Genomic DNA, 22,203 nt, shown 5'->3' on the forward strand with positions numbered 1-22,203 from the left:
TGTTTCTGACCAACGGAACCACCCTTTATATCTTTAAGGGCGACCGACATCTCGGAATCACACCTCTACGGGCACGATGCCACTTCTGCGTCCCCCTCGTCCGCCGCGGAGATGATCTCCATGATTACGGCTGACATCTCTAAGAACCAGTTCCTGAATTCGATCCAATAGGGAGTCCACTCCCTAAGCCGGGTTATCCGTAGGCGTAGCCCCGGTTCCGGAGGAATTGAAACTGGTTGAGATGATTGCCGACGATTCCCCAACTCCCTCGCTCCCTCCCATACTCATAGTAACGTTGCAAGGTCTCGTCGTCCGTAATGACGGCGCCGTGGTAATGGTCGAATGGCTGCGTCACGTCTACGAGTTTCGACCCATCGAGCAGACACCAACCATGCTCAATTGCCCCGATGTCAAGGTCTGAGACGGCAGCGAATCCCTCGGCGTATTTGAACCGGCTGTCGTACGCCCACATCTGGAGGGCGTTGGCGAAGCAGGCCTTCATCTGCGGGTCGGTCGCCCGGATGGCATCCGCGACGAGTTCTCTTTCGTCCTCCGTCAGGGCGTTCGTGACCGCGACGGAACGCCCGGCTATCGTTTCCTGTATAATGGTGCTACTGTCCACGGCTTCACCGTGATCGGCGATGTACGAATGAACCGGCGACAAATCGCGCGACGCGTGGACGTACTCGGTAGCAGAATTTTCCATCCACCCCACGCGTGGCCGACTGATCGATTTAGCCGCATCGCCTCGGGGGGTCGCTTTTCGTTGACCCACCCACCCCTCGGTTCCGATGTAAAGACCAAGGGTGGGCAGATCTCCGCCCGGTGCGTCTATCGAAGCTCTTCTTCCAAGACGGGAGTCAGTTGTTCGTGGAACTCTGCCAGCCGATCGACTGCCCACTCTTTGAGTTTCTCGTCGTCTAGTGCGTCGTCCAGCCGTCCGACCTCGCGTTTGACATAGAGCCGCGTGTACCCGCTACTGCCGTACTCCTCGTAATGGATCTCCTCTGGCACATCCAGCGAACGGTCTTCAATCGCCGACTGCATCGTCTCGAGCATCTCCTCGTTCCGTGCGTAATCGTCGAACTGGAAGTTCATCACGACGTGGAACTCCTTGTCGCCGGGATCGCCTTTGAAGTGCCAGACGAACTCGACATCCGAGTGGCCAGCCGGGATCGTGAGCCAGCTGTCGCTGCTAGCGCTCCTGCTGGTGACGCCGGGAAGCTCCTCCTTGAAGCGTTCGAGTACCTCGCCGAAGAACCGTCGGTACTTCTTCTGCTTCGGCGACGCCTCCCGCTCCTTGATCTCCTGCGTCTCGTCGGCGCCGATGACCGTCGGAACGAACATCTCGGCGTCGTCTCGCTCGTAGTAGTCGAACTCGACGCAGTTGATCTTCAGGTCGTGGGTGTCCCGCAGCCAGCGCGTCATTCGGCGAACGTCGTCGGTGATCGTGTATGCCACCAGCATAAGCTGGGGCGACTCCAACCCCTCTGCGAACTCTCGCTCGAAGTCGTCGATGTCGAATTCTGAGTCCTCCTCGTGCTCGAACGCCTCGTAGAGTTCCTCCAGCGACTCGTAGTCGGTAAGGTCGAAGAACTCGTCCTGATCTAGCCGTGCCAGCGAGGACGCGTAGTCGAAGAGTTGGGTCACGGCCGATCGTGGCGAACGGTCGCGCTTGAACTCGATCGTCGTGAGTGTTCCTCGTTTGTCGCATACGAGGAGGTCTGGCTCCTTGCCGGTCGGCAACTGGAGCTTGCTCCCGAGAACGATGTTCTCTCGGGTCGTCAACGTCCCCATCACCAGTCTTGGGTCACTGTGAATCACCTCATGGAGATCGTCCTCCAGATGTTCTTCGCTGTACTCTACCTCTTCGAGGTACTCGATCTCGCCTTCCTCGCGGCGGAAGCCGATTAGTGACATTACTGATGGATGCGGGCGGTCATTCAAAGGGTCTTCCGGCGCTGGTTGGTCTTTTGAAGGGGAGAATTAGAGGGCGTTCGAGGTCAAGCACACCGCGAGTCGAATCTCAGGCGCTGTGCTACTAGAGTAGACTCACACGAACGACCCACTAGAAGGGTCTGCTCAGTTTCGGGGCTAACGAGGAGACGGAAGGACAAACTGGAGGTCAACATCATACTGCTCGGCTATCTCGCGTAACCCCTCCTCGGCGGCAGTATCTGCATTCCGTCGAAGCAGATCGTAGTTGCCGAAAACCACGCACCGACGATAAACCTCGTTGGGTAGTTCACCCAACCGTTCGATGTCGGTAGCGATGTCGCGGTACTTGCTAGCGTCGTCATCTGGCCGATACCGGAGGTAGTTGATGTTCTTGACGTACTTGAACTCGGCCGCGGCGGCTAAGTCGGCCAGAGCAAATTCCTGCGTTCCTCCAGTGATCGTCATTCGTAGATCGTCGGTGAACACACCTAAGTCAAGACGTTCGCGGGCTCCGAACGGGAAGTCAGTCCCCCCAATCTCACACTGTACACGGTCAATCTTGGTGACCTCCCGGTACCGAGAAGTGTACGCCTCGTGGTCGGGAATGTTGCCGTTCGCCCCTGATGATTCTTCGACGGTGACGTTGCCGACCGACGCCGGCGGCAGCATCGCACACATCCGCTGCCGGACATCCTCCGCTAGTGCTCGTTCGTCGCTGTAGTTAGCCGGGTTATGTAGGAACGACTCCGCAGTCGCTTCAATAGCGAGATCAAGCGCTTTCAGCGTCCGCGTCATACCGGACGTAGTATGTCTCGATGTTAATACCCACCTACATATACCGAGGGCAAGTGCGAAGAGGAGTTCCGCCCCTTACTCGTCGCTGTCAACCATTTCGACAGACACGATTTCTCCACCACCATCTTCGACGCGTTCTCCGGGGCTATTGACTCCGGTCGTCCAGTACACCTCCACCGGACGGCAATTCCCATCGTAGTCCTCTTTCGCGTAAATCGTCCCGCCCTGAACGTCCATCACTCCCTTGGGCTATGACAAGGGTGTCTACTCCTCGCTAAGGCTCTCCTTGGCCGACAAGAGGAGATGGAGTTCCTCTGCGGAGAGAGCGTCCTCCTGAGAGTCGACTGTGTCCGGATGATACTCGCGGATGTAGTCGGCACACGCTTCCTTCATTACGTCATCGTCGACATCAGCGTCCACGCCGATGAGTTCCGCGACGGCCTCTCGGTCGAACTCATCCTGATTATTACCGTAGACCGCTGATTCGATCTCTACTCGAATGTTGTTCGATAACTCGGCGAACTCCTCAAGATCGTCGTCATCCGTCGGGTCGACCTCGGTAGCCTCCTTAGCGAGAGTGATAACCTTACCCGCATCCACACGTCCGCCAGAGACGTCTCCCATCCGGCGAGCCAGTTTCACTACGACTTCACAGGCACCGGCCATCTTCTCGTCGTTCGTCATCTTTTGGCCGTATCGACTACCGTTGGGCTTCAGAAACACCAGCGAGTTGATGGTTTCGTTGCAGAGCGTCCACGTCTCTTCCAGCCAGATGTCTTCATTTGCGAACCACTTGTCGCTGTCCCACTCGTTGACCTCGATAGCCCAGTCGACGAAACCACGAACCGAATCCGGGTAGCACTTTTCGGGAACGGAGATGTCCGAGGGATGCGATACACTCGGGTCGGTCTGCTCTGCCGCAGCAACGAGTATGTCCTCGTACGCGTCCTCACCGACGATCGATTCATCGTTGCTTGGATGAGGGAGGACGGTTCCTTCGCTCACGAGCTGCTTCCGGTAATTCCGAGCAGTTGCGGGCGACATCCCGAGGTTCTTCGTAATCAGCTCCTCGATCGTCTCCCAATCGAGTTGGCCCGGGTGATTTGCCTGCTTGTGATTAATCATCGCTTGAACTGCCGGGAGGAGATGCTTTGGCGTCTTCTTCACCCGATTGTCCGGCCCACCAATACTGATCTCCGCCACCACGTCGGGATCGAGACGCGTGTCGTGGTTCATCTCGCCTGACAGCGATTCGATCGTCGCCTCGGCGGTCGCGACCGCCGGCATTTGACTCTCGCTTGTGTCGTCACGCGCCAGTATCTCGCTCGAACCATCGTCGTCATCGGGATCGGGTGTCGAGCCGGCCGCAGCACTGCCTGTCTGAGAATTATTTTTGACGTCGACCTCGCTCGCCGTCGGAACTCCCCCCTCAATTACCGAGAGGATCTTCCGCTGATTCGCCAGCAACTCCTCAAGCACGTTGTCGCCGTGTTCAGCGTCCGGTGCGCTATACGTGTCGTCGACGAGGAACTGCCCTTCTTCGGTTATCGTCGAGTTCTCGCGGAGCCGGCGGAGGGCTTCGTCCATCACGTCCGCCTTCGAGAGGTTGGTTTGTTGCGCTACGGCGTCGACGAACTGCTGCAAGTCCTCGTCGACGCGCTGTTGGAACGGGGTTCTATCACCCATCTGCGCCACTGTCTGACGGAGTTGTGAATATAAGGCGCTCGTCCCGGCACCTTTTCCCACTAAATTAACTCTGTTTTACATTTTGTAGACGTAGTAAGTAGTAGAATAGGATTTTCGATAGGGATAGGAGAGATTGCTCGATGATGTCCGTGACCGATCGACGCCGCTAACGCCTCCTCTCGCAATAGCGCCCCTCTAGCAGCTCGGCACCCCGGAGCGGGCGGCAAAACTACCTCAAAAATAAATTCGTGTTAGGTCTTCCGCGGTCTTCGACGGACAGTTCACGGCATACCTGACACACAGAGACGATCCCAGCCGAGAGTGCGCAGTCGTTTACCGAATTTTCGGGTCTTCGCCGCGTTCTTCGTGCGTATCGTCGACGAGCTCTCCCAGTTCATCCAATAGGAGCGGATCGACCTCAACCCGTTCGCCGTCAGCGGTGTAGTAGATGCTCGCCGAGACTCGACGGTCGGGGTATTCCTGCCGGACGACGTGATAGTAGACGCTCAACTGCTTCCGGTACTCGGCCTCCGCGTGACGGCCACGGTCGGTTTTGTAGTCCACGATCTCGACCCGGTCGTCGGTCACGTGAAGCAGATCGACGATCCCGGAGATCGTCACCTGTTGTCCGTCAACCGATACCGGGAGGTAGACGTTCTCCTCAACTCGGAACTCGCCGGGTAGCGAATCGAGGAAGGCCTGCACGTTTCGCTCGTCGGGGCTGGTTGGCTCGACTGCCTGTCCCATCGAGTATCGTTCGGCGAAATCGTGGACGCGTGTGCCAAACTCCATCCCTTTCCCATCCTCGACGTCGCTGAACACGCTGTCGTCCATCAGCGAATGAGGGGACTGGCCGGACGGCGCCTCAGGAACCGGCACCGAAATCTGGAGTTGCGTCTGCTCCGTCCCGCCAACAGCGGCGGCCTCGACGTCCGGCTCGACCGTCGACGGCTCGAGCGGGAGGTTTTCGAAGAGCGGGCTCGGCGACTCTCCGGCGGAGAACAGTACGTGGCTCTCTGCACGCGTGATGGCGACGTACAGCAGCCTCCGTTCCTCGTCGTACTCTCGGCCCAGACATTTCGAGAGAATCCGATACCGCCAGTTATCGTAGAGATGGGGACGACCGTGCGCATCGGTGTATCGCTTGCTCTGTCGGAGACCGACCGGCTCCTCGTACCGAATCCGATCCGCGCCACCACCGGACGGCGGGAACCGGTGCTGGTTCATGTTCGCCATGATGACGATGGGATGTTCGAGGCCCTTGGCGGCGTGAATGGTCTGCACCGTTACCGAGTCGCCGCCGGGGTTGTCCTCGACCTCGTGGGTGGCATCGGCGTCGAGACTCCGTTCGAGGAATCGCACGATGTCACCGCGGTTGTGGTGGGTGCTGTCGAAGGTGCCCTGTAACAACGAGACGAGCCCGTCCGCGTACGCGTCGTCGAATCCGTATCGATCGAACACCCGTCGCGCGATTCCACCGATGGTCTCCGCCTCCGCGAGCTGGTCGCGGAACTCGACCATACCCGTGGGATACGCGCCGGTATCGAGGACGTGCTTCACCTCGTCGAGGGTATAGCCAGCCTCCTCGAGGACGACTGCCCAGCCGCGCTTGGAGTCCTCATGTTCGAGGATGCGCAGCCACGCGAGCAGGAGAATCGACTGCTCGGTTCCGAACAGCTCGACGCCGCCTTCGTACGCCACGGGAATCCCGTAGTCTGCGGCACACGCCTGTAACTCGCGCCCGAAGTCACGCGTCCGCGTCAGCACCGCAACGTCGTCGTACGTCGGCGCTCGAAGTTCGCCATCGTCCTCGACGGCGTACTCGCGATTGCCGACGATCTCCTGTATCCGCGTCAGGATCGCCTCCTGCTCGTCATCGCACGTGAACGCCTCGATGTTGCTGTGGTCGTGCTCCGTTGTCGCTGCTAGCGATGTGATGTCATCCTGTATCTCTGGATCGACCTCCTCGCTTCCCGTTGCGGGCAGCGTGAGGCTGTGTTCGGAGAAGTCGAGAATGGACTGTGTCGAGCGGTAGTTCTCGACCAGCGAGATCTCGTTCACGTCGTCAACCGGGAAATCGACCCGCGCGTAGTCGCCGTTGAGTTCTCGCTTGTAGGTCTGGAGACGCTCCTCGAAGCGACGGATGTTGTCGACTGAGGCGTACTGGAACGAGTAGATGCTCTGCTTCCAGTCGCCGACGACACAGAGGTTGTCCGTGCCCGCGAGCAACAGTGCGAGCTTGAACTGAATCTCGCTCGTGTCCTGAAACTCGTCGACGAGCACGTGGTCGAACTGAACCGACTCCCGCAGCGAGTGATCCTCGCAAAGCATCGCGAAGGTGAACATCAGCAGGAAACTGAAGTTCAGGTAGTTCCGTTGGAGCGCGAACGCGATGTACTCGAGGTAGACATCGTGGACGAACGCCTTCAGGTTGTCACGGTCTTCCTCAAACGCTCGGCTGGCCCACGCGTCGTCGATTTGCGGATAGCCGTCCCGGAGGTCGTTCTCGCTAGGGGCGTCTGGCTCGTAGCAGCGATCCCGCTCGAACCCGCTCAGACCGTCGCGCAAGTCCGACTGGGTCGGGCCGTTCGCGCCCTCGTTCGGTTCGTTGGTCTCATCGAAGAGCGTCTTGAACTCCTCGTAGTCGCCATCGAGGAAGGACTCACCATCGCGGAACCAGCCCTCGTCGGTCGGGAACACTCCCTTGGCGGCAAGCTCCTTGATCAGATCGAGGAGCGATGTCGCGTCGTTGAGCGTCCTGAAGTAGTCGTGATACTCGGGATGTGCCTCGATGAACTGATCGAGGAACTCGCGGAAGCGATCTTCCTCGATGACTTCGTTCTCGAGGGGCTGCGTCGACGACGTGATCCGGTCGTCGATGCCCAAACGCGTCGGCGCATCGAACCCGTGGCGGATGAGCAGGTCGTGGCAGTACCCGTGGAACGTGTTGATGGGTGCGTCCCGTAACGCAGACATCGAGTAGTCACAGTTGGCCACGACGCGTTCCTTCATCTCGCCCGCAGCGTTGTTCGTGAACGTGATCAGGAGGATGTCCTCTGGTTCGACGTCTCCCTGTTCGAGGAGATTCGCGTATCGGCGAGTGATGGTGAAGGTCTTGCCAGTTCCGGCGCCGGCGTCGACGACGTGAATGCCGCTCGTTGCATCGATCAGCTCTTGCTGTCGCTCGTTTGGCTCGTACTCAGTCATCGGTTCGGATCAGGTCGCGGTGGGTGACTCGGTCGAAGTTCGGTTCCCCGACGGGGAACTGCGACGTGCGATACTGGTTTATCCGGTCGATCTGTGCGTTGAGGAAGTCCTCGAACGCGTCGACCTCGCCCTCGAAGTAGTTGCGACCGCGAATCCGCACGAGCTTCTTGAGTGCGCTCTCGGTACCGTCTTCGACGTAGACGTAGTCTCCGACCTCCGCTTTCGCGTACTCGGTGAAGCGGGCCGCGAAGTCGGTGGCGAGCAGCTCGTCGGTGTCGTCGGTCTCTGGGAAGTCGTGTCGCTCGAAGAACGATGCGTACGCGTCGTACCCCATCCGCTCCAGCGTCTTCCGCCGGTCGTTGCTCTCGGCGACGCCATCGCAGAGCGCATCGAACGCCTCGCGACTGCCGGCAAACGTCCCGAACGGCATCGGGTGGTAGGTGACCCGGACGAGTGCATCCTCGAGATCCGGCTCCCCGGCGACGACATCGTCGACCAACTCCAGAAAGTGGAAGAAGACGAACTCGAGGCGCTCATCCGGATGCTCCTGCCGATGGTGGGCGAGGTAGAGCAGCGCTTGGAAGTCGGGCTCGTCGCTGATCTCCTCGATGTCCGACCGTGAAACGACCTTGGACGCCGACTTGCGGCCGCCGCTCTTGTAGTCGAGGAGCGTTTCCGGCGCGTGTATCAGGTCAACCTTCCCCTTGCCGCCGAGGTTTGGATTCTCGAACCAGCGCTCGGTGATGGGCGAGTCGATCGACTTCTCGAAGTGGTCGGCGAAGAAGTTGTCCTCCTCCTGTCGTTCGTAGTGGCTGTACTCCCGGTCGGTAGGTGGATCGGCGGCGACGAACTGCTCGATCGTGTCGAGACCGATCTCGAACTCGGTCTCAAGCGGTTCCAGCTCGACATCGGGAACGTATGGTCGCATCTCCGCCAGCATCAGGTCGACCAGCTCCGAGCGGTCGGCGTCCTCGATCACGTCGGAGTGATTGACGTAGAACTCGGCGTAGTCGTGGAAGAGATTGCCCTTCTGGAAGTAATCACGGTCGGGGTTATCGACGATCCTGTCGAAGTAGTAGTCTCGCGGGCAGTTGATGAACGTGTTCAGGCTCGACTGGCTGACCACGTCGATCTCGCTTGGCGCGACATCGACATCCTCCTTCTCGAAGCCGGCGTCGCCGTTATTACTGAGGCGAGTGTGGGGGATATGCGGCAGGTCTCCGATCGTCTCGAAGTCGTCGTCGAGGAGGTCGTGGAAGTAGAGACACGGTGTGACGGGCTGGCCGGCGCTCGTCTCCTGTACCAGATAGTACTGATCGCGACCGTTCTGGAGGAGAATTTGGAACTGTCGAAGGTACTGCTCGTCCTTCGCGTCGGCGTCGATCCACGGGCGGTCGAGAATCCGATGCGTCCAGTCCACGTCCATCCCGAGGTAGAACACGACCGGACGGTCGACGTAGGCCGCGGCGGTGGCATCGGCCAACAGTACGCCCGAGTCGTCGCGGTCGACGGGCACGTCGAACGACTGGAGGTAGAACTCGAGGTCATCGATCGAGTCGCTCGTCACCCGATCATCGTGTAGTCCGAGTTCCCGCAGTTCCTCGTGGAACGCGTCCAGCGTCTGGCCGCTCCAGTCTTCGAACGTGGTCACCGTCTCACCGAACGTGTAGTCGTCGATGGTGCGACAGAACTCCTGCAGAGGGCGGAGTTCCTCGTGGTTGAGTTCGTGGAGAAACTTCTCGTCGTCGACGACGGATGGCGGACGACCGAGATGGGTAAGGATCGGTCGAACGTCGGTGACGCGTGCCCGCGAATCGCTGTGCGCCGTGCGCAGCAACCGGAGGTACGTGCGGATGGTCTCGTCGTCGGTGAATCCCGGCCCGCCGTAGAAGGGGATGCCAGCCGCCTCGAACGCGGATTCGACGAGGGCGGGATACTCCCCGCCGCTGTCCATGATAATGGCGACGTCGTCGGCGGTGTCCGGCGAGACGTTTTCGACGATGGCGTCGACGATTGCGGTCGGGCCGTCGAAGGCGTGGAACTCTGGCAAGTCGAACTCCTCGTCAGCAAACGGATCGATCGCATCGTAGGAGTCCGGGAGCACCGACTTGTCGAGCGCCGTGAACTGCTTCTCGCCAATGACCGCGACCGACGTTCCATCCTCGATGCGATACTCGGCGAGGTCTCGATGGGAACTCTCGGCGGACTCGATCACCGAAATAGCTTGACGCGTCTCCTCGGTATCGAATCGGTCGTAGTCGAGAACCGCGCGCAGGTCTCCGGTTTCTTCCCAACAACCGAGGATGTTCTCGAGCAGATAGACAGCGTGCTTGTAACTCAGATCCGTCTCGTTGATGAGGCGCAAAAACAGAGTTCGATCGTCCTGCGGGTCAAACTCGCCCGATGCGAGCATTCGTGGGGTGGCCGCGAAGCGACCAAGATGTGGACGATCGAGTCGGCGATTCAGGGCGTGGCTGAGCGGTGCATCGGTCGTTAATACCAGATCATAGTCAACGACTTCGTCGTAGAGAGAATCAATAGAGCGAGACCGTTTGAATGACACAACGGTACTGCTCACTTATCTCTCAAAAAGGTTGAGTATAGCTAGAGGTTCTCTTTATGATACTAACGCTTCTTTCGTTACTTGCGTACCATACATAGTCGAGGCCGCTTGCCTCACCGATGTTACCGACGTCACTTACGAGTCCAATCGGCGAAGGAGTCGTCTCGGGGAGAGATTACACATCACTAGCAGAGTGATCTTACTGCGACGTGGGGGACACCCCACGTCTTGAATGTAAACCCGATACCGTCGAAGCCGATAGAGACCCCTTGGGTTCGGGTGGAGTTCACACACTTTCCCCACCCCCCTCTGTTCCGATGAAAACCAGCCAAAGTTCAGGGTCTCATCTTTACTGAAAGTCAGCAGGAATCTGTGCCCGCTGTACCGGGTCGGAACCAGCTTTTCGTGGCGAGGAAGTGCTTCCGCCACAGGGTGTCTCCCCTCGTCGTTGTAGGTCTGTACTACGGGAACCTTCTCTGGTCTCCTCAAGAGCCCTCGTCGCCGGATTCCACAATACCCCAACACGTTGGAGACGGGGGTTCGTGGGGGCGCGGCGCCTGAGCGTCTCTCGCTTACTTCGTTGGGGCATACGTCCCGGGAGCAACTACCGATAGGGGTGCCCGCATGCGGTATTCGGACGGCGTTCCGGTTAGGCCGAATACCCTCAGAATCCACCCCCGAAATATTCCGCCCAAGGCCGAACATTCTCACCCCTCTTCCGAGGGGTTCTTGCCGCCATAGTGACAACTAAAGAATACGAATATGGCGAGGTACGAGGAACCGGAGAAAATGGATCTCCTCGCTGAGAAGACACTTACTGCGCTGTTCAAACGCGGCCGATGTAGCACGACAGAGCTGAAAGAGATGACCGGTGGAAAGCCACGCCTCATCAAGCACAGGATCGACGAGTGGCTCGCACCCGCAGGGCTCGTCAAGCAGTGTGGAACGCGCCCGCACGCTGGTAATGATGTTCGAGTGTTTAAGCTCACAACCGAGGGGCAGCGGTACGTAAGCGACCAGTGGAGCGACCTCGCCCATTACGCGCTTCGGGAAGAGGTGCTTGATGCCGCCCGAGAGATGAATGATGAAATGGGTCTTGTCCGCGATCTCCTCGACGAGATTCGGGATAACCAATCCGACCTCGAAGAATCAATCGAGGCTGTCGAAGATGAGGCAGAGGATGAGCGTGGCAACCTCAAGTCCGAGTTCGGACAGTGGCGTGACCGCGTGAAGGAGTTAGAAAAGGAGAACGAGGAACTCCGCGAGGAAATCAAGGAGTTGGGTGAGAGGGTGGACACGAACGAGGAGCGGTCGAAGAAGACGAAGAAGATCGCGGAGGAGGCGTGGGCATGGACAGTCGGCAATTGGATTGATAACGTACGGAACCCCGATAACGGACAGCGGTTGCCGTGGATGGACGTGCGGGGCGAAATCAGTGGTATTGTAGCGAGGAATGGCCCAGACGAGAAGCGACACAAGAAGGTCAGTCGGAAGTTCCGAGAGTGGACGTGGGGAGAGGATTGAGGGCTTGTAGGTTCTGTATCTGCTGGTTTTACATTCAAGAGCTGGGGTGTCTCCCCATGATTCGTTCATCGGAACCGAGGGGTATGTGCGTATGGCTGGAAATCGACGTTCCGTAGGGTGATTTTACATCGGAAGTCGAGGGGGTGTGGGGTTCCGCCATCGGAGGTAGCGGTCAGTCTTCGTCGGCTAACTCGTCCGGATCTGGATTGATCTTGACCACTTCCTCGGGGCTATATCTGATTCCATCCTGCTCGTCGTCCGGAAGGTCATCAAGCAGGTCGTTAATGTCCTCGAGAGACTCCTCGTCATCAAGTTCCGTGACGCGATCACCGAGGTCTATCCCGAGGTCGTCAGCGACATCTTCGGTTGAGTGGCGGCAAGCGTCGTCCTCGACCTCCTCAATACGGTCGTCGATGATTGCCTGCTCGTGCTCCGACATCGTCTCGATAGACTCCTCGACAACCTCGACGTCAACGCCGTTAGCTAGCGCAATCTCTTCCGCTGACCGCACGTCGAGTGTGTTGTCGTCATCCGACCACCGCGTGTCAGAGTAGTCTAGTTGCTCGCCGATGTCGTCCTTGTCGTCGGATCGACGATCTGCCCAGAGCCGACCCGAGTAATCTTCGCGGTACTGGTGGCGGCTGAGAGCGCAGGCAACGTCTTCTGCGTCGACTTCTCGGCGATCCGCGGCTTCGGGCAGCGACTCGTAGCCGCAAGCGACGGCGCCAACGGTCTCGAGGAACGCGTCGTCCACAAGCAGTCCACGGATCATCCTCCGCAAGTACCGAGAGCGGCGCCAATCGTATGCAACTTTGGAGTCATCGACCTCGTCGGGGCTGTCGGCGTCGTGCTCTTCGCGCCACTCGGCGATCTCGTCGTTGATTCGGTTCAGTTCCTCTCGCAGTTCGGCGACTGGTTTCTCCGCGAGACGTTCGCGCTTTTGCTGGCGTAGTTTTCGTTCGTCCCAGCAGTATCCCTCGTCGACGCGAACGAACGCGTCATCTGATTCGGCCAGTTCGGCGAGCATCGAGCGAGCGAACGCGGGGTCGACGTCAGCCTCGTCGGCGATCCAGTCGGCGTCCCGAGGCTGGTGTAGCATATCGACGATTGCTTCGACGCGTTCCTCTGGAGACCAGTCGTCGGGCCACTTTCTGTCAGGGCCGATGTCGGGAGGGTCGTCGAGCATACTGCTATCCACGGCCGCCGCTGGCATAGTCGCTTTGACGGTCTAAAGGATAGTTATGGGCATTTTCGCGGCTTCTGCGCTGGTTTTACGGTGGCGAGAAACATATTGATAGACTGGCGGGATAGAACCCGCCGGTGGGCAGGTGGAGTCGAGCACCTAGGTTCTGGGGGAGCCATCCCCCTTTCGATTATCGACACGTCGTCATGGAGCTAGTGGTAAAAAGTAGACGACCCACGTGCCGACATTTATCCGGTAGTAGGGGTGAGAATGCCGGCGCTATGGAGGAGGAAGAACGGTTGAAGGCAAAGCTGGCGATGTTCGTGAGTGGAAGCAAAGGCTGGGTCGCGGAGGCGGAGGAACAGGACATGGATGGTGATGCCATCGAGGAAGTCAAGCAGGCTCACGAGCACATCCGCGAGGCATTCCGGATTCTGGATGAATAGTGAGGCGGAGAATTTCCCCTATCGGACGTTGTGAGTAGCTTGTACAGTTACTCTTTCTCGACGTGAAGCGCCCCACCAGCTTCTGGGTCGACTGCCACCTCGCACCCACAGTCAGGGCAGTTTCTGAGTTCCCCATCGGGATCGACGCCCGTGTAGGTGATTTCGCCGCCGCGGTCGCGTCGATCGCACTCCGTTTTGACGACCGGCATTACACGCCCACCTCCTCTTCGTCCCACTTCCGCAGTTTGTCAAACATCTCCTGCTGCTCGGACTGACTCTTCTGCTTGTGTTCGAACGCCTCCCTTTCAGAAAGGGAGATCATGTGCCGCATCCCACATTCGGAGCAGCTGTTGTGGCGGAGGTTGCGTTCGACTGTCCACTCCTGTTCCGTACCGCACGCGTCGCAATCATCTGTGATCGTCGCCATCACTATCGTCGACACGTGAGATTCGACTTGAATGCCGGCTCGCCGGCTGCCACCGGTGGCTGCGGAGGAACGTGGATCCTTTTGACCGATGCTGCTCGACCGCGTTGGTAGTGACGCCGAGCATTCACGAAGTTGACCGCGAACAGCTCACCGAGGGAGAGCACGTCGAACTCGCCGTTGAGGGGTCAGAACATCGGGTTTACATCACCGCTGTCGAGGGACAGACAGTCACAGTCGTCGGTAACGGAAACGGAGAGCAAGCATCGATCTCCCTTACGGATGGGGAGTGGAGGCTCAAATCACCGGAAAAGAAGGATTAGGGACGGAACGTGTAATCAGCAGCCTTGACAACGTACGTGCGGACTCGTCGGTCAGATCTAGTTCATGCGATGGCCACGTAGTCTGCTTATCTCCACTCTCCAAACAACACAATGGCTGCAAGGACGATGCTGGATGGCCACAGACTGGACGATGGTGACTGCGACGAAGGCGCTGGTGATGGTACGCATCCGGATTACTCGTGGTCAGTGATCTGTTGGTAACCGATGAAGCTGACAATAGAGAGCTAGTTCAGCGCACGGAATAACTTCCGTGCTTCCTCCCGGAATCGTACATCTAGCAATGCAGTCGGCCAGTCCTCGTTCCCATCTGGTTCCTCAATCTCGTACGTCTCGGTATCACGGTCAAGTCGCACGATCATCACGCGGTCGATCGCGCCCTCGAATTTCGCGGTAATCGTCGCCTGCATCCGGTGCGCCATCGTAATCCGATACCCCGTCTTTAGCGATACCGCCGTCACGTCACCATCCAACCACACGATTAGATCTGGTCGGATGCCGACCCGGGTGTCCCAGTCCACCTCTACTTTATAGATTGTCCGCCACTCCGCCCGGATCGTGTCCTGAAGCCAATCTACGTTGTGGTCGTCTGCCCAATCCATCCAGACGCTCTTCAATGTCTTCGCATCCCGCTGCGCTTGCGTCACGGTATCATCCGCTACGTACTCTTCGTGTCGGTACTCATCCAGCGCCTCAACAACTTCTCCCGAGTCAGCATCAATACCAACCGCATCGTGAATACGGTCGCAAATGTCGTCTGCTTCGGCTTCGTACGTCAGGTCTACGTAGTCGGCGATATAGTCGTGCGCCAACTCGCCGACACGGGCGGCGTACCAGCGTATCAGGTCGGGGCGGTCGGTCGTGCGGTTCACCCCATCCGTTGGCATCAAAGGCTCGTACAGTCTTCCCGGTTCCTCGCTAAAGTCGATACGATCAACAACATCCACGACCGTCGGGCACAGCGCACCATCGTCGTCAACGTAGACACCCACTCCCTGATAGTCGGTAACCGTGATGTCCTCTCGGACAAACGCGGATTCGGGGTACTCCAGCATACTGTCCGTAGAAGGTGCTCCACCCACTTATTATTTCACTAACTTGATACTTGGGGTTTCGCGGGGGATTCGAGGGAACACGCTACAACTTGTCCCGCTTCGTCTCCATTTGAACCACAAATCATTCTTTGGCGTACTGATACTGGAAACCAACAGGTCATGAAGCGTCTTAGGTGAAAGAACGTGCAGCAGGTACCTACTATAGCTGGCTAGTTCAAGTTAGTAGCCTTCTGTTCCGAGGCAGCCGCATCACTCTCGTTGGCAACACACGGACACTCGCGGCGTCGAAATAGCGTGGTAATCCCGTAGGTACGTCCGCAATCGCCACAAGTGACTTTCACCGAGACGGTGGCTTCAGGCGAACCGATCTGAATGACGTCGTGCTCCGTCAGGCGCCTGACTGATTTTTCCACGACCTTCTGGAGTCGCTGCTGAATCTTCTCGATGTTTCTGCGGTCGTTGTCTGGCTTCGGCGTGTATTCTTCACTAGTGTCCTTGTCGAGACACTCGTTGAGGTGTTTACGGACAGTCTGGTACGAGACGAAATCGGCCTTAACTCCGTCCACGTCGATTCCCGCCTCCTCGAGCTTTCGGCGTGCCTCTCGACGCGCAGTAGTCATCACCGTGTCATCCGTGAGGAGCCGATAGTAGTTCTCGACCTCGCCATCAAGGGGACTCATCCCCTGTTCGAACATCTCCCTCTTGAGCAGCCGCCTGTTCAGATGGGTTTCGAGTTCTCGGAGACTGGCGTCTTCGTTTTCTCGGCGGCGAAGCAGGCGCTCATCGGCTTCGTGCAGGTCGTACCTCTCGGTGACGCGTTCGACCTTACACCCCTCGTGTGCGGCCATACTAGATCTGGCGCCACTGCTCCTACTTGTATGCCGGCCCGGGAGAAGTACCCACTTTCAGCAGATGTTTGCTCAACGCCTCTGCTCAGTCCGTAGTTCGAATAGATTCGTGTGGCTCTCGTGGAGGAAGGCCACTACCGAGGTCGAAGGGGTAGTCGATGTCGCTCAAGCGTACCGTTAGTTATCTGTAGCAGCCACGCAGCTGGTTCGTACCCTTCTGAGTTCCGCGCGATGCCCGTCGTCGCGCCGGCGTAGAACGCACGAAACCGTTTCCCGCTGTCCTTGTAGACATCACCGATGTAGGCTCGCTTGTGCTTGTGGAGGTCGCCGAGGGCGAGAGCATCCAGTTCGACTTCGCTGGCGTCCACCAGCTCCCCAATTGAGATTCCATCTCTGGCGATGGGCTCGACGGCCTCGTGCCACGCCAACAGCCGGTACGCGTCCTGTGGTGCGTCACCGACAGGAGCTACTTCTGAGAGTCCGTTCACAGATGCATCGGCATCCATCCCGTAGAGGGCGAGAGTTCCCTTACCGAGCAACTGAGGCTCACTTGAGAGATGTATCATTCGTCCTGCCTCGGTCTGTGATTGAAGAAACGCGTCCCCTCGGTCGCACCCGTGATTGCCTCGAACGTAGTAGATCGGAATACCGGCGTCGGCCAACAACTCGACATGTTCTTCGACGGTCTGCACGGTCGCTTCATCGACATCGTCGTCGAAGATGTCGCCAGTGTGGATGATCGCATCCACTCGAGATTTGACCGCGAGATTGACCGCATCGAGAAATCGCTCCAGCTGATTCGCGTTCCCCATGTGTTCCTTGTCGGTCAGAGGACGACCGAGATGGGTGTCGCTCACGTGGAGAAGGCTCACTTCCGGATCCTGTGGATGTCCTACTCTCGAAATCTGTGTATTCGCAGCGGTCTCGTACCGGGCCTTGTTGGCCTCGACGGGATTCCGCTTGACCTCTACTAAATCGTACATCGAGCCGACCCGCCACTCGACTTGTCCGTGGTGCTTACTCCATACCCTGAGATCGGAAACTCGTCTGTCGGCGTCTTCGACAGGAACCTCGTGGTTGCCGTGTCGGTCAAATTTGGGCGGCCCCAGCACTCGTACCGTGATGTCCGTAATCTCTACCGTTCCCACTTTCTCTGGAGAACCACGAAGGGGCAATGAGTCTTCTCACTGCAGTGTGTCCGAATAGCACGGAAACGACAGAACGCAGCGTCACGTAGAGAACCTGAATTAATCTCCAGCCGCATTGATTTCGATGGAGATCGAGACGTCGTCCGGTTGTTCTGCCTCTGGCACCGCGAGTAGCACACTCAACTCGAGGAGGGTGCCAACCCGGTCAATATCTACCGCGTTGAGCATGAACCGAAACGGACAGGTGAGCCGGGCGATCTTCTCGAGTTCCTCCCAGTCGTCCACGTCGATCTTATCCTCCGGGATGTCGCCGAACAGGGCCTCGTGGTTGTCGAAGTCGTCCCACCGGTCGAGCAGGCAGAAATCGGATAACGCGTGTCGCACCGTCTCATGTAACCGGTCGTGATACCCCTCCGGCAACGACTCGTTTCCGTCGATAGCCTCTTGGATGTGTCCACGATCGACGAGGGACAGAAATCCGTCCGACCAGTCCTTGCGAGTCGGACTAAGTTCAGAGCCACATTCCGGACAGTAGTTGGCTGTCGGCTCAGCTGCGGTGTCGCAACTCTCACAGATCACCATATCATCGTCAATTCAACCCCCGTACTATTCAAATCTCACAGCGATCCTATCCGAGAAGACGGCCCAATATTCCGCTACTGGAATCCTCGTCATTAGCGGTAAGATCGTCCATATCGAGCCATTCCTCGAAGTCATCGGGGTTCTTGACGATGATGTTGCGTCCACTCTTTTCGGGGCGCATCTTCGTCGGCAGCGTCTTGCGATAGCTGTACAGCTCGTGCGGTTCAAGATCGAAGTCGGCGATGAGGTGATCTTCCCGCCGTTCGAATTCAACGTCCCCACGCTCGCAGGCCTGTCGCCACTTGCGCTTCCCGATATTGAACCGGCGGTTTGCTGGCTCCTCAGGGAAGTATTTCGGCTGCTCTCGGCCAGCCTGCTCGTAGAAGTCGAGAAACACCTGCCGGACGTCGTCGACTGTTCCTCCGGCATCGAGATACATCTCGTCGTCCAGAATCCGCCGCGAGACGTACGAGAAGATTGGGTTGCGTGCGTCGAGAATCTCGTTCAGGTCTTCCTGAGCCTTGTAGAACCCCTCGTCCTCGGGATTCGACGGGAATGCGACATCGAAGTGGAGCATCTTCGCCCGGTTGCGGAACCAGTCGTTAGGCCGAGAATCGTTGCTCGTGAAGATGACCGTCGGGTATGCCACCTCATTCGACGGGTGCCACGAGTCCTGCCAGAAGTTCCGCAGCGTGTCGATGCGCTCGATCTTCTGTTTAGAGATGTCCGAGACCACATAGGGGAACACGGTGTCGATGTTCCGCAGCGAGCGGATCTGGTTCTTGCCGACATCGTCGGCGTCGGCGCCACCCCTGACCAGATCGTCAGAGACGAGCCGCAAGACGAACTCGGAGAACTTGTCCTTGCCCGCGTCGGATTCGCCGAAGATATAGAGGTACTGGAGCGCGTTGTCGAGCGTGACGCTGCCGTAGAACTGCCGGGCATATAGGTTCACGAACGGCGCCCATAGCCCGTAGAGAATCCCCTCGTACATGTGAGCCTTCACTGCTCGCGGGTTGTTCGTCTCGCCCCAGCGGTCTATCGTCTCGACGTAGTCTTCGATGTTTTCGAGGGCGGCGTCGAGAACCTCCGGGGAGGGTTCGTGATCAGCGGTGAGGATGCGGTGATGCTCGCCGTGCTGAAGGTGAACGCGTCCAACGTCCTCGTCGACCCACATCTTCGGAACGTCGTACTGGGTTTGGAGGTAGTTCGTGTATCCCTCTACGGGTGTTGTGATGGCGTCGGCGCCGACGTCCGCGCCGCGACGCTTGAGGTCGTTCTTCATCTGGTCGACGTACCCATCGTTCTCGTATCCTTGCGTTGAGAGCGTGATCGTGTACTCGGGTGTCTTCGCCGCGGTGACTCCCTCTGGCGTGGGTTCTCCGCCGTTGCTTACACCGTCGTCCGCGTCGGGAGCGACCGAATCCGATCCGTTTTCACCTGCCGGTTCTTCGGGCTCGATGGTCACAACCTCGTCTGCTTCGTCGGGATCGTCGCTGACACTGACGACTCGGTCGACTTCGTTACCGAGTTCCTCCAGTTCGTCGCCGACGTTGGCGTGGATTTCGCCCTGCTCCGACAGTTGCGTATCTCGGTTATCGATCCACAGCTCGATGCGACGTTCTTTCTCCTCCTCGTCGTCAAGTGCCTCTAGTTCCTCGGCTAGATCCTCCATGAACACCTCATCAGCATACCGTTCTCGGTGATCGTCGATCCACTGCTGGAACTGTTGGTCGAGTTGCGATCCAGCCTCCGTCCGAAACACGACCACGCTGTTGGTCTGGTTCTTCCAGCTGTTGTAGGAGAGGTTGGCGCTGCCGGCGATCAGGGTCACTTGCTCGTCTTCCTTGACGATGCGGTAGAGTTTCGAGTGGACGACTTTTCGATTCTTCAGCCGAACGATAAGCTTGTCTTCCCGGTAGTAACGCTCGAGCTGCCGAGCGACGGACGCGTCGTCGACGGACGACTGGTACTCCTCTCGGTTACCGACCAGAACGTCCATCCCACCCAACTGGGAGTCGGAACGGTCGAATAGATCGAGGAGAAGTTCGGGCGACTCACAGTACGTGACTGCATCGATGTGGACAGCGCCGTCAAAGTAATTGGTAAACGAGTCCCAGCTTTTGACCGTCTCCCACTCCATCTCGGCCGAGTTCCCGAATCCGCCCAAATTGATGGTCGTCGTCCAATCCATATGTTAGCGCCTTGCAGGGAAGGCTACTAAGAATTAGTGCGCAGAAATGACCGGAAGACCTCTTGCCGGGCCTCCTCCGGGTGAGCGACCTCGTGATTGATTTTCCACGAAGTAACTCACTCCACTCAGTATTATCCACTGACGTTCCGTCCATTCTCCCCCAGCCTGTCGTGCGATCAGTAGAGAGTCACTCAGCCTGTACTGAGCTTATCTGCTAATGGGTTAGGCATCGTATGTACCAGTTCGCGTTCTTCCTCGTTCAGGATCAACATCGGTGCTTCCCCTCGCTTCTCAAGCCGTTCATAGAACACGTCATCTGGAATCTTCACACCGTAGTACAGCGCCTCTTTTCCATCGACGTGATGCCACGGCCATGTGAGTTCAGCAACGCTTCCATCTATCTCGATCCAAGCGTGTCTAACGACGCGTCCCATCTGTTTTGGAAATGCCAGCCCTTCACAGTAGTCCACCCTGTCGTGATCATGGGCTTCCTTGTATGCCCGTTGAGCCGTTAGATAACACGTCCGTGTGTCTATATTGATGCTACTGAGAATTTCTCGAGCGATTTCAGTAGCTTCAGAATCAAGGTTTGTATCTCGCCATTGCCCCTCCTCGATAGGCTTCTTCCAGATCGGAGTTGGTACGACACTGAGCTTCTCCTCTACCTGCGTCATCATCTTTCGCGCCCTCTCCTTGCGCGATATTTCCTCTAGTTCTTTTTGGACATCATTCACCAACTCTTCTCCAAGATTCTCTCTTAGTTCTCTCCACGATTTCTGCTCATCGAAGCCGTGGATCTCCAAGTGTGAGAGGTGTTGTCCTAAGGCCAAGACGGCCTCTGTTGCAGAATATCCCATCATCCCCGTACCTGTCTCGTCCATCTCTCCACCACCCACACCTACCCCAGATTTCTCGAACGTGTAGAAGGGGCTCTCGTCTGTCACATGCAGATTGATGACGCGAGTGCCCTCCGAATCGAAATCAGGTATCTCGGTCAGTTTCGAATTATACGTTTTAATCTCGAGGTCATCCGTCACGTAGTACGTCTCAAATGCCTCATCAGCTTTAGACATGTTCTCCATCGCTACCTGAGCATCGACCATCCGATAGCCACCTCGTGGTTTTCTAGTACCAATCCCCGTATAAATCTCCATATTTAACCAGCAGTCCAACCAAGAGCTTCGTCAGGAAGCGACTCCATCGCCCGAATCTCCGTCAGAGGGCGAAACCTCTGCGACCATCCGCTCCACCTCATCAAACGCGACGCCGGCATCCAACTCGTCGTTGATGACCAACTTCTTCAGGAGGTCGATTTTCTCTTGCACGGCTTCGACTCGTTGTGTAGCGGGTTCCGACTGTTCGTTTTGGGCAGTAGTGTCGTTATCCGCTTCTCCGTCAGATTTGGTAGTTGTCGACCGTTCGGAGATGTGCTGCATCGTCGCGTCAATACCCTTCTCGGGGCCAGCGTACGTTCCGGTGCCGTTCTCACGACGCACTGTGTCATCGCTCTCACTATCCTCCTCTTCGGTTTCCTCCTCGAGAACCTCCACACGACGCTGAACAGCCTTTTCGTACTCGTATTGGCACGTCGTCACGTAATCCCGCTTGTCGTCAATCGACTCCGCTGCCTCGCGATACGAATCGAATTCACCGAGTTCGTAACGAGCAGCCGCGTCAATCGCCTTTTGTTGGCGCTCGCTGAAGTCTTCAAACGGACGCGCCCCACGTGCGGTTTGGGTGGTACCGAAGTATCGGCGAATCGTCTGTCGTGTGTATTCCTCAGAGGGGCTGTCATCCCGGTCTTCGAGGAACTCGGCAACCTGTTTGGCCGAATAGTCAGGATGCATCATCTTCGTCGCGATAATACGACGTTGGACGGAGCTCCAATCTTCGTCGGGTTTGCAGATGTCGTCGAATTCGTCAGGTTCTCGCTTCAACTCCTCGCCAGTGACGTTGTCGACGCGATTGCCGTCTGCGTCGATGGCGTCGACGCTCGTCATCGGTGAGAATCCCTCCCGACCACTGTGGTCGCCATCCGAACTTTCCTCGATGTGGAGCCGAACTTCCCGCTCCTTCGTGCTCGTGTACGGCTCGGCCGAGCAGTAGGGACAGCGGTACCGATCAACTTCGGAGTCGTTACTCACGCGTTCTCACCTCCGTTCACTCTACTAGTCCAGTGCAGCGTTTGTCCAACAGTATCCTTAGTCGGGAGCACCGACTCGATAGGGAGACTCGTCTGGCTGTCAACCGCTTCTTTGTTCGCTCGATT

20 protein-coding genes and 1 pseudogene are annotated in these 22,203 nt (G+C 57.8%); 3 read left to right on the top strand and 18 right to left on the bottom strand.

Annotation, left to right across the window (positions count from 1 at the left end; all coding sequences use genetic code 11):
• Positions 1 to 193: 193 nt before the first annotated feature.
• The 7 genes from FGF80_RS00755 to FGF80_RS00780 form a co-directional block, all read right to left on the bottom strand.
• Complete coding sequence (locus FGF80_RS00755; RefSeq protein ID WP_138651618.1) at positions 194 to 706, bottom strand: hypothetical protein; 513 nt, start codon at positions 704 to 706, stop codon at positions 194 to 196.
• Between the two features lie 125 nt (positions 707 to 831).
• A complete protein-coding gene (locus FGF80_RS00760; protein WP_138651620.1) occupies positions 832 to 1,920 on the bottom strand; it encodes a DUF4268 domain-containing protein in 1,089 nt (362 codons plus the stop codon).
• A 174-nt stretch (positions 1,921 to 2,094) separates the two neighbouring features.
• Positions 2,095 to 2,733: a hypothetical protein gene (locus FGF80_RS00765; protein WP_202978780.1), complete on the bottom strand. Its 639-nt coding sequence runs from the start codon at positions 2,731 to 2,733 to the stop codon at positions 2,095 to 2,097.
• Between the two features lie 75 nt (positions 2,734 to 2,808).
• A complete protein-coding gene (locus FGF80_RS18940) occupies positions 2,809 to 2,970 on the bottom strand; it encodes a hypothetical protein (RefSeq protein WP_175416957.1) in 162 nt (53 codons plus the stop codon).
• A 27-nt stretch (positions 2,971 to 2,997) separates the two neighbouring features.
• Positions 2,998 to 4,479: a hypothetical protein gene (locus FGF80_RS00770; RefSeq protein ID WP_138651622.1), complete on the bottom strand. Its 1,482-nt coding sequence runs from the start codon at positions 4,477 to 4,479 to the stop codon at positions 2,998 to 3,000.
• A gap of 273 nt (positions 4,480 to 4,752) precedes the next feature.
• Complete coding sequence (locus FGF80_RS00775; protein ID WP_138651623.1) at positions 4,753 to 7,626, bottom strand: UvrD-helicase domain-containing protein; 2,874 nt, start codon at positions 7,624 to 7,626, stop codon at positions 4,753 to 4,755.
• Entirely contained in the window at positions 7,619 to 10,189 is a 2,571-nt protein-coding gene (locus tag FGF80_RS00780; protein WP_138651625.1) for a PD-(D/E)XK nuclease family protein, read from the bottom strand. Before FGF80_RS00780 ends, FGF80_RS00775 begins: the two co-directional genes overlap by 8 nt.
• A 762-nt stretch (positions 10,190 to 10,951) precedes the next feature.
• On the opposite strand from FGF80_RS00780, the gene FGF80_RS00785 reads away from it, so the two are divergent.
• Positions 10,952 to 11,713, top strand: coding sequence for a hypothetical protein (locus tag FGF80_RS00785; RefSeq protein ID WP_138651627.1), 762 nt, complete (start codon positions 10,952 to 10,954; stop codon positions 11,711 to 11,713).
• A 172-nt stretch (positions 11,714 to 11,885) separates the two neighbouring features.
• Here FGF80_RS00785 and FGF80_RS00790 read toward each other — a convergent pair whose 3' ends face one another.
• Complete coding sequence (locus FGF80_RS00790) at positions 11,886 to 12,899, bottom strand: DUF7342 family protein (protein ID WP_138651629.1); 1,014 nt, start codon at positions 12,897 to 12,899, stop codon at positions 11,886 to 11,888.
• A gap of 278 nt (positions 12,900 to 13,177) precedes the next feature.
• Between FGF80_RS00790 and FGF80_RS18945 the strand changes: the two genes are divergently transcribed.
• Positions 13,178 to 13,342 (top strand): hypothetical protein, encoded by a 165-nt coding sequence (locus FGF80_RS18945; RefSeq protein WP_175416958.1) that lies wholly within the window; start codon positions 13,178 to 13,180, stop codon positions 13,340 to 13,342.
• A gap of 47 nt (positions 13,343 to 13,389) precedes the next feature.
• Here the strand turns inward: FGF80_RS18945 and FGF80_RS18950 are convergent, their stop codons facing one another.
• Positions 13,390 to 13,551, bottom strand: a complete 162-nt coding sequence (locus FGF80_RS18950) for a hypothetical protein (RefSeq protein WP_175416959.1) — start codon at positions 13,549 to 13,551, stop codon at positions 13,390 to 13,392.
• A complete protein-coding gene (locus tag FGF80_RS00795; protein WP_013878525.1) occupies positions 13,551 to 13,769 on the bottom strand; it encodes a hypothetical protein in 219 nt (72 codons plus the stop codon). Before FGF80_RS00795 ends, FGF80_RS18950 begins: the two co-directional genes overlap by 1 nt.
• A gap of 110 nt (positions 13,770 to 13,879) precedes the next feature.
• Between FGF80_RS00795 and FGF80_RS00800 the strand changes: the two genes are divergently transcribed.
• Positions 13,880 to 14,089 (top strand): hypothetical protein, encoded by a 210-nt coding sequence (locus tag FGF80_RS00800; protein ID WP_049895056.1) that lies wholly within the window; start codon positions 13,880 to 13,882, stop codon positions 14,087 to 14,089.
• Positions 14,090 to 14,334: 245 nt separating this feature from the next.
• Here FGF80_RS00800 and FGF80_RS00805 read toward each other — a convergent pair whose 3' ends face one another.
• The 8 genes and pseudogenes from FGF80_RS00805 to FGF80_RS00835 form a co-directional block, all read right to left on the bottom strand.
• Positions 14,335 to 15,162 (bottom strand): hypothetical protein, encoded by an 828-nt coding sequence (locus FGF80_RS00805; RefSeq protein WP_138651631.1) that lies wholly within the window; start codon positions 15,160 to 15,162, stop codon positions 14,335 to 14,337.
• 209 nt (positions 15,163 to 15,371) lie between these two features.
• The gene (gene rdfA, locus FGF80_RS00810) at positions 15,372 to 16,010 is read right to left on the bottom strand and encodes a rod-determining factor RdfA (RefSeq protein WP_013878523.1); all 639 of its coding nucleotides are present in this window, start codon (positions 16,008 to 16,010) and stop codon (positions 15,372 to 15,374) included.
• Between the two features lie 134 nt (positions 16,011 to 16,144).
• Complete coding sequence (locus FGF80_RS00815) at positions 16,145 to 17,158, bottom strand: metallophosphoesterase family protein (protein WP_138651633.1); 1,014 nt, start codon at positions 17,156 to 17,158, stop codon at positions 16,145 to 16,147.
• 99 nt (positions 17,159 to 17,257) lie between these two features.
• Complete coding sequence (locus FGF80_RS00820) at positions 17,258 to 17,740, bottom strand: zinc ribbon domain-containing protein (protein ID WP_138651635.1); 483 nt, start codon at positions 17,738 to 17,740, stop codon at positions 17,258 to 17,260.
• Positions 17,741 to 17,786: 46 nt separating this feature from the next.
• Positions 17,787 to 19,421 carry a hypothetical protein gene (locus FGF80_RS00825; RefSeq protein WP_238705326.1) on the bottom strand — a complete coding sequence of 545 codons (1,635 nt, stop codon included), beginning with the start codon at positions 19,419 to 19,421 and terminating at the stop codon, positions 17,787 to 17,789.
• Positions 19,422 to 19,514: 93 nt separating this feature from the next.
• Positions 19,515 to 19,934, bottom strand: a pseudogene (locus tag FGF80_RS19870) (hypothetical protein); the annotation flags it as partial.
• A 191-nt stretch (positions 19,935 to 20,125) separates the two neighbouring features.
• The gene (locus FGF80_RS00830; protein WP_138651638.1) at positions 20,126 to 21,037 is read right to left on the bottom strand and encodes a hypothetical protein; all 912 of its coding nucleotides are present in this window, start codon (positions 21,035 to 21,037) and stop codon (positions 20,126 to 20,128) included.
• An 81-nt stretch (positions 21,038 to 21,118) separates the two neighbouring features.
• The gene (locus FGF80_RS00835) at positions 21,119 to 22,078 is read right to left on the bottom strand and encodes a hypothetical protein (RefSeq protein WP_138651640.1); all 960 of its coding nucleotides are present in this window, start codon (positions 22,076 to 22,078) and stop codon (positions 21,119 to 21,121) included.
• Positions 22,079 to 22,203 lie beyond the last annotated feature (125 nt).

Origin of the sequence: Natrinema pallidum (assembly GCF_005890195.1) — an archaeon.
In the GTDB taxonomy this organism is placed as follows: Archaea; Halobacteriota; Halobacteria; order Halobacteriales; family Natrialbaceae; genus Natrinema; species Natrinema pallidum.

What these genes read in the sequence shown, in the direction of transcription:
- FGF80_RS00820 (WP_138651635.1), bottom strand. Translation starts at nt 17,740, where the DNA reads ATGGTGATCTGTGAGAGTTGCGACACCGCAGCTGAGCCGACAGCCAAC.
- FGF80_RS00830 (WP_138651638.1), bottom strand. Translation starts at nt 21,037, where the DNA reads ATGGTCGATGCTCAGGTAGCGATGGAGAACATGTCTAAAGCTGATGAG.
- FGF80_RS00765 (WP_202978780.1), bottom strand. Translation starts at nt 2,733, where the DNA reads ATGACGCGGACGCTGAAAGCGCTTGATCTCGCTATTGAAGCGACTGCG.
- FGF80_RS00795 (WP_013878525.1), bottom strand. Translation starts at nt 13,769, where the DNA reads ATGGCGACGATCACAGATGATTGCGACGCGTGCGGTACGGAACAGGAG.
- FGF80_RS00785 (WP_138651627.1), top strand. Translation starts at nt 10,952, where the DNA reads ATGGCGAGGTACGAGGAACCGGAGAAAATGGATCTCCTCGCTGAGAAG.
- FGF80_RS18950 (WP_175416959.1), bottom strand. Translation starts at nt 13,551, where the DNA reads ATGCCGGTCGTCAAAACGGAGTGCGATCGACGCGACCGCGGCGGCGAA.
- FGF80_RS00775 (WP_138651623.1), bottom strand. Translation starts at nt 7,626, where the DNA reads ATGACTGAGTACGAGCCAAACGAGCGACAGCAAGAGCTGATCGATGCA.
- FGF80_RS00755 (WP_138651618.1), bottom strand. Translation starts at nt 706, where the DNA reads ATGGAAAATTCTGCTACCGAGTACGTCCACGCGTCGCGCGATTTGTCG.
- rdfA (WP_013878523.1), bottom strand. Translation starts at nt 16,010, where the DNA reads ATGGCCGCACACGAGGGGTGTAAGGTCGAACGCGTCACCGAGAGGTAC.
- FGF80_RS18940 (WP_175416957.1), bottom strand. Translation starts at nt 2,970, where the DNA reads ATGGACGTTCAGGGCGGGACGATTTACGCGAAAGAGGACTACGATGGG.
- FGF80_RS00760 (WP_138651620.1), bottom strand. Translation starts at nt 1,920, where the DNA reads ATGTCACTAATCGGCTTCCGCCGCGAGGAAGGCGAGATCGAGTACCTC.
- FGF80_RS00790 (WP_138651629.1), bottom strand. Translation starts at nt 12,899, where the DNA reads ATGCTCGACGACCCTCCCGACATCGGCCCTGACAGAAAGTGGCCCGAC.
- FGF80_RS18945 (WP_175416958.1), top strand. Translation starts at nt 13,178, where the DNA reads ATGGAGGAGGAAGAACGGTTGAAGGCAAAGCTGGCGATGTTCGTGAGT.
- FGF80_RS00805 (WP_138651631.1), bottom strand. Translation starts at nt 15,162, where the DNA reads ATGCTGGAGTACCCCGAATCCGCGTTTGTCCGAGAGGACATCACGGTT.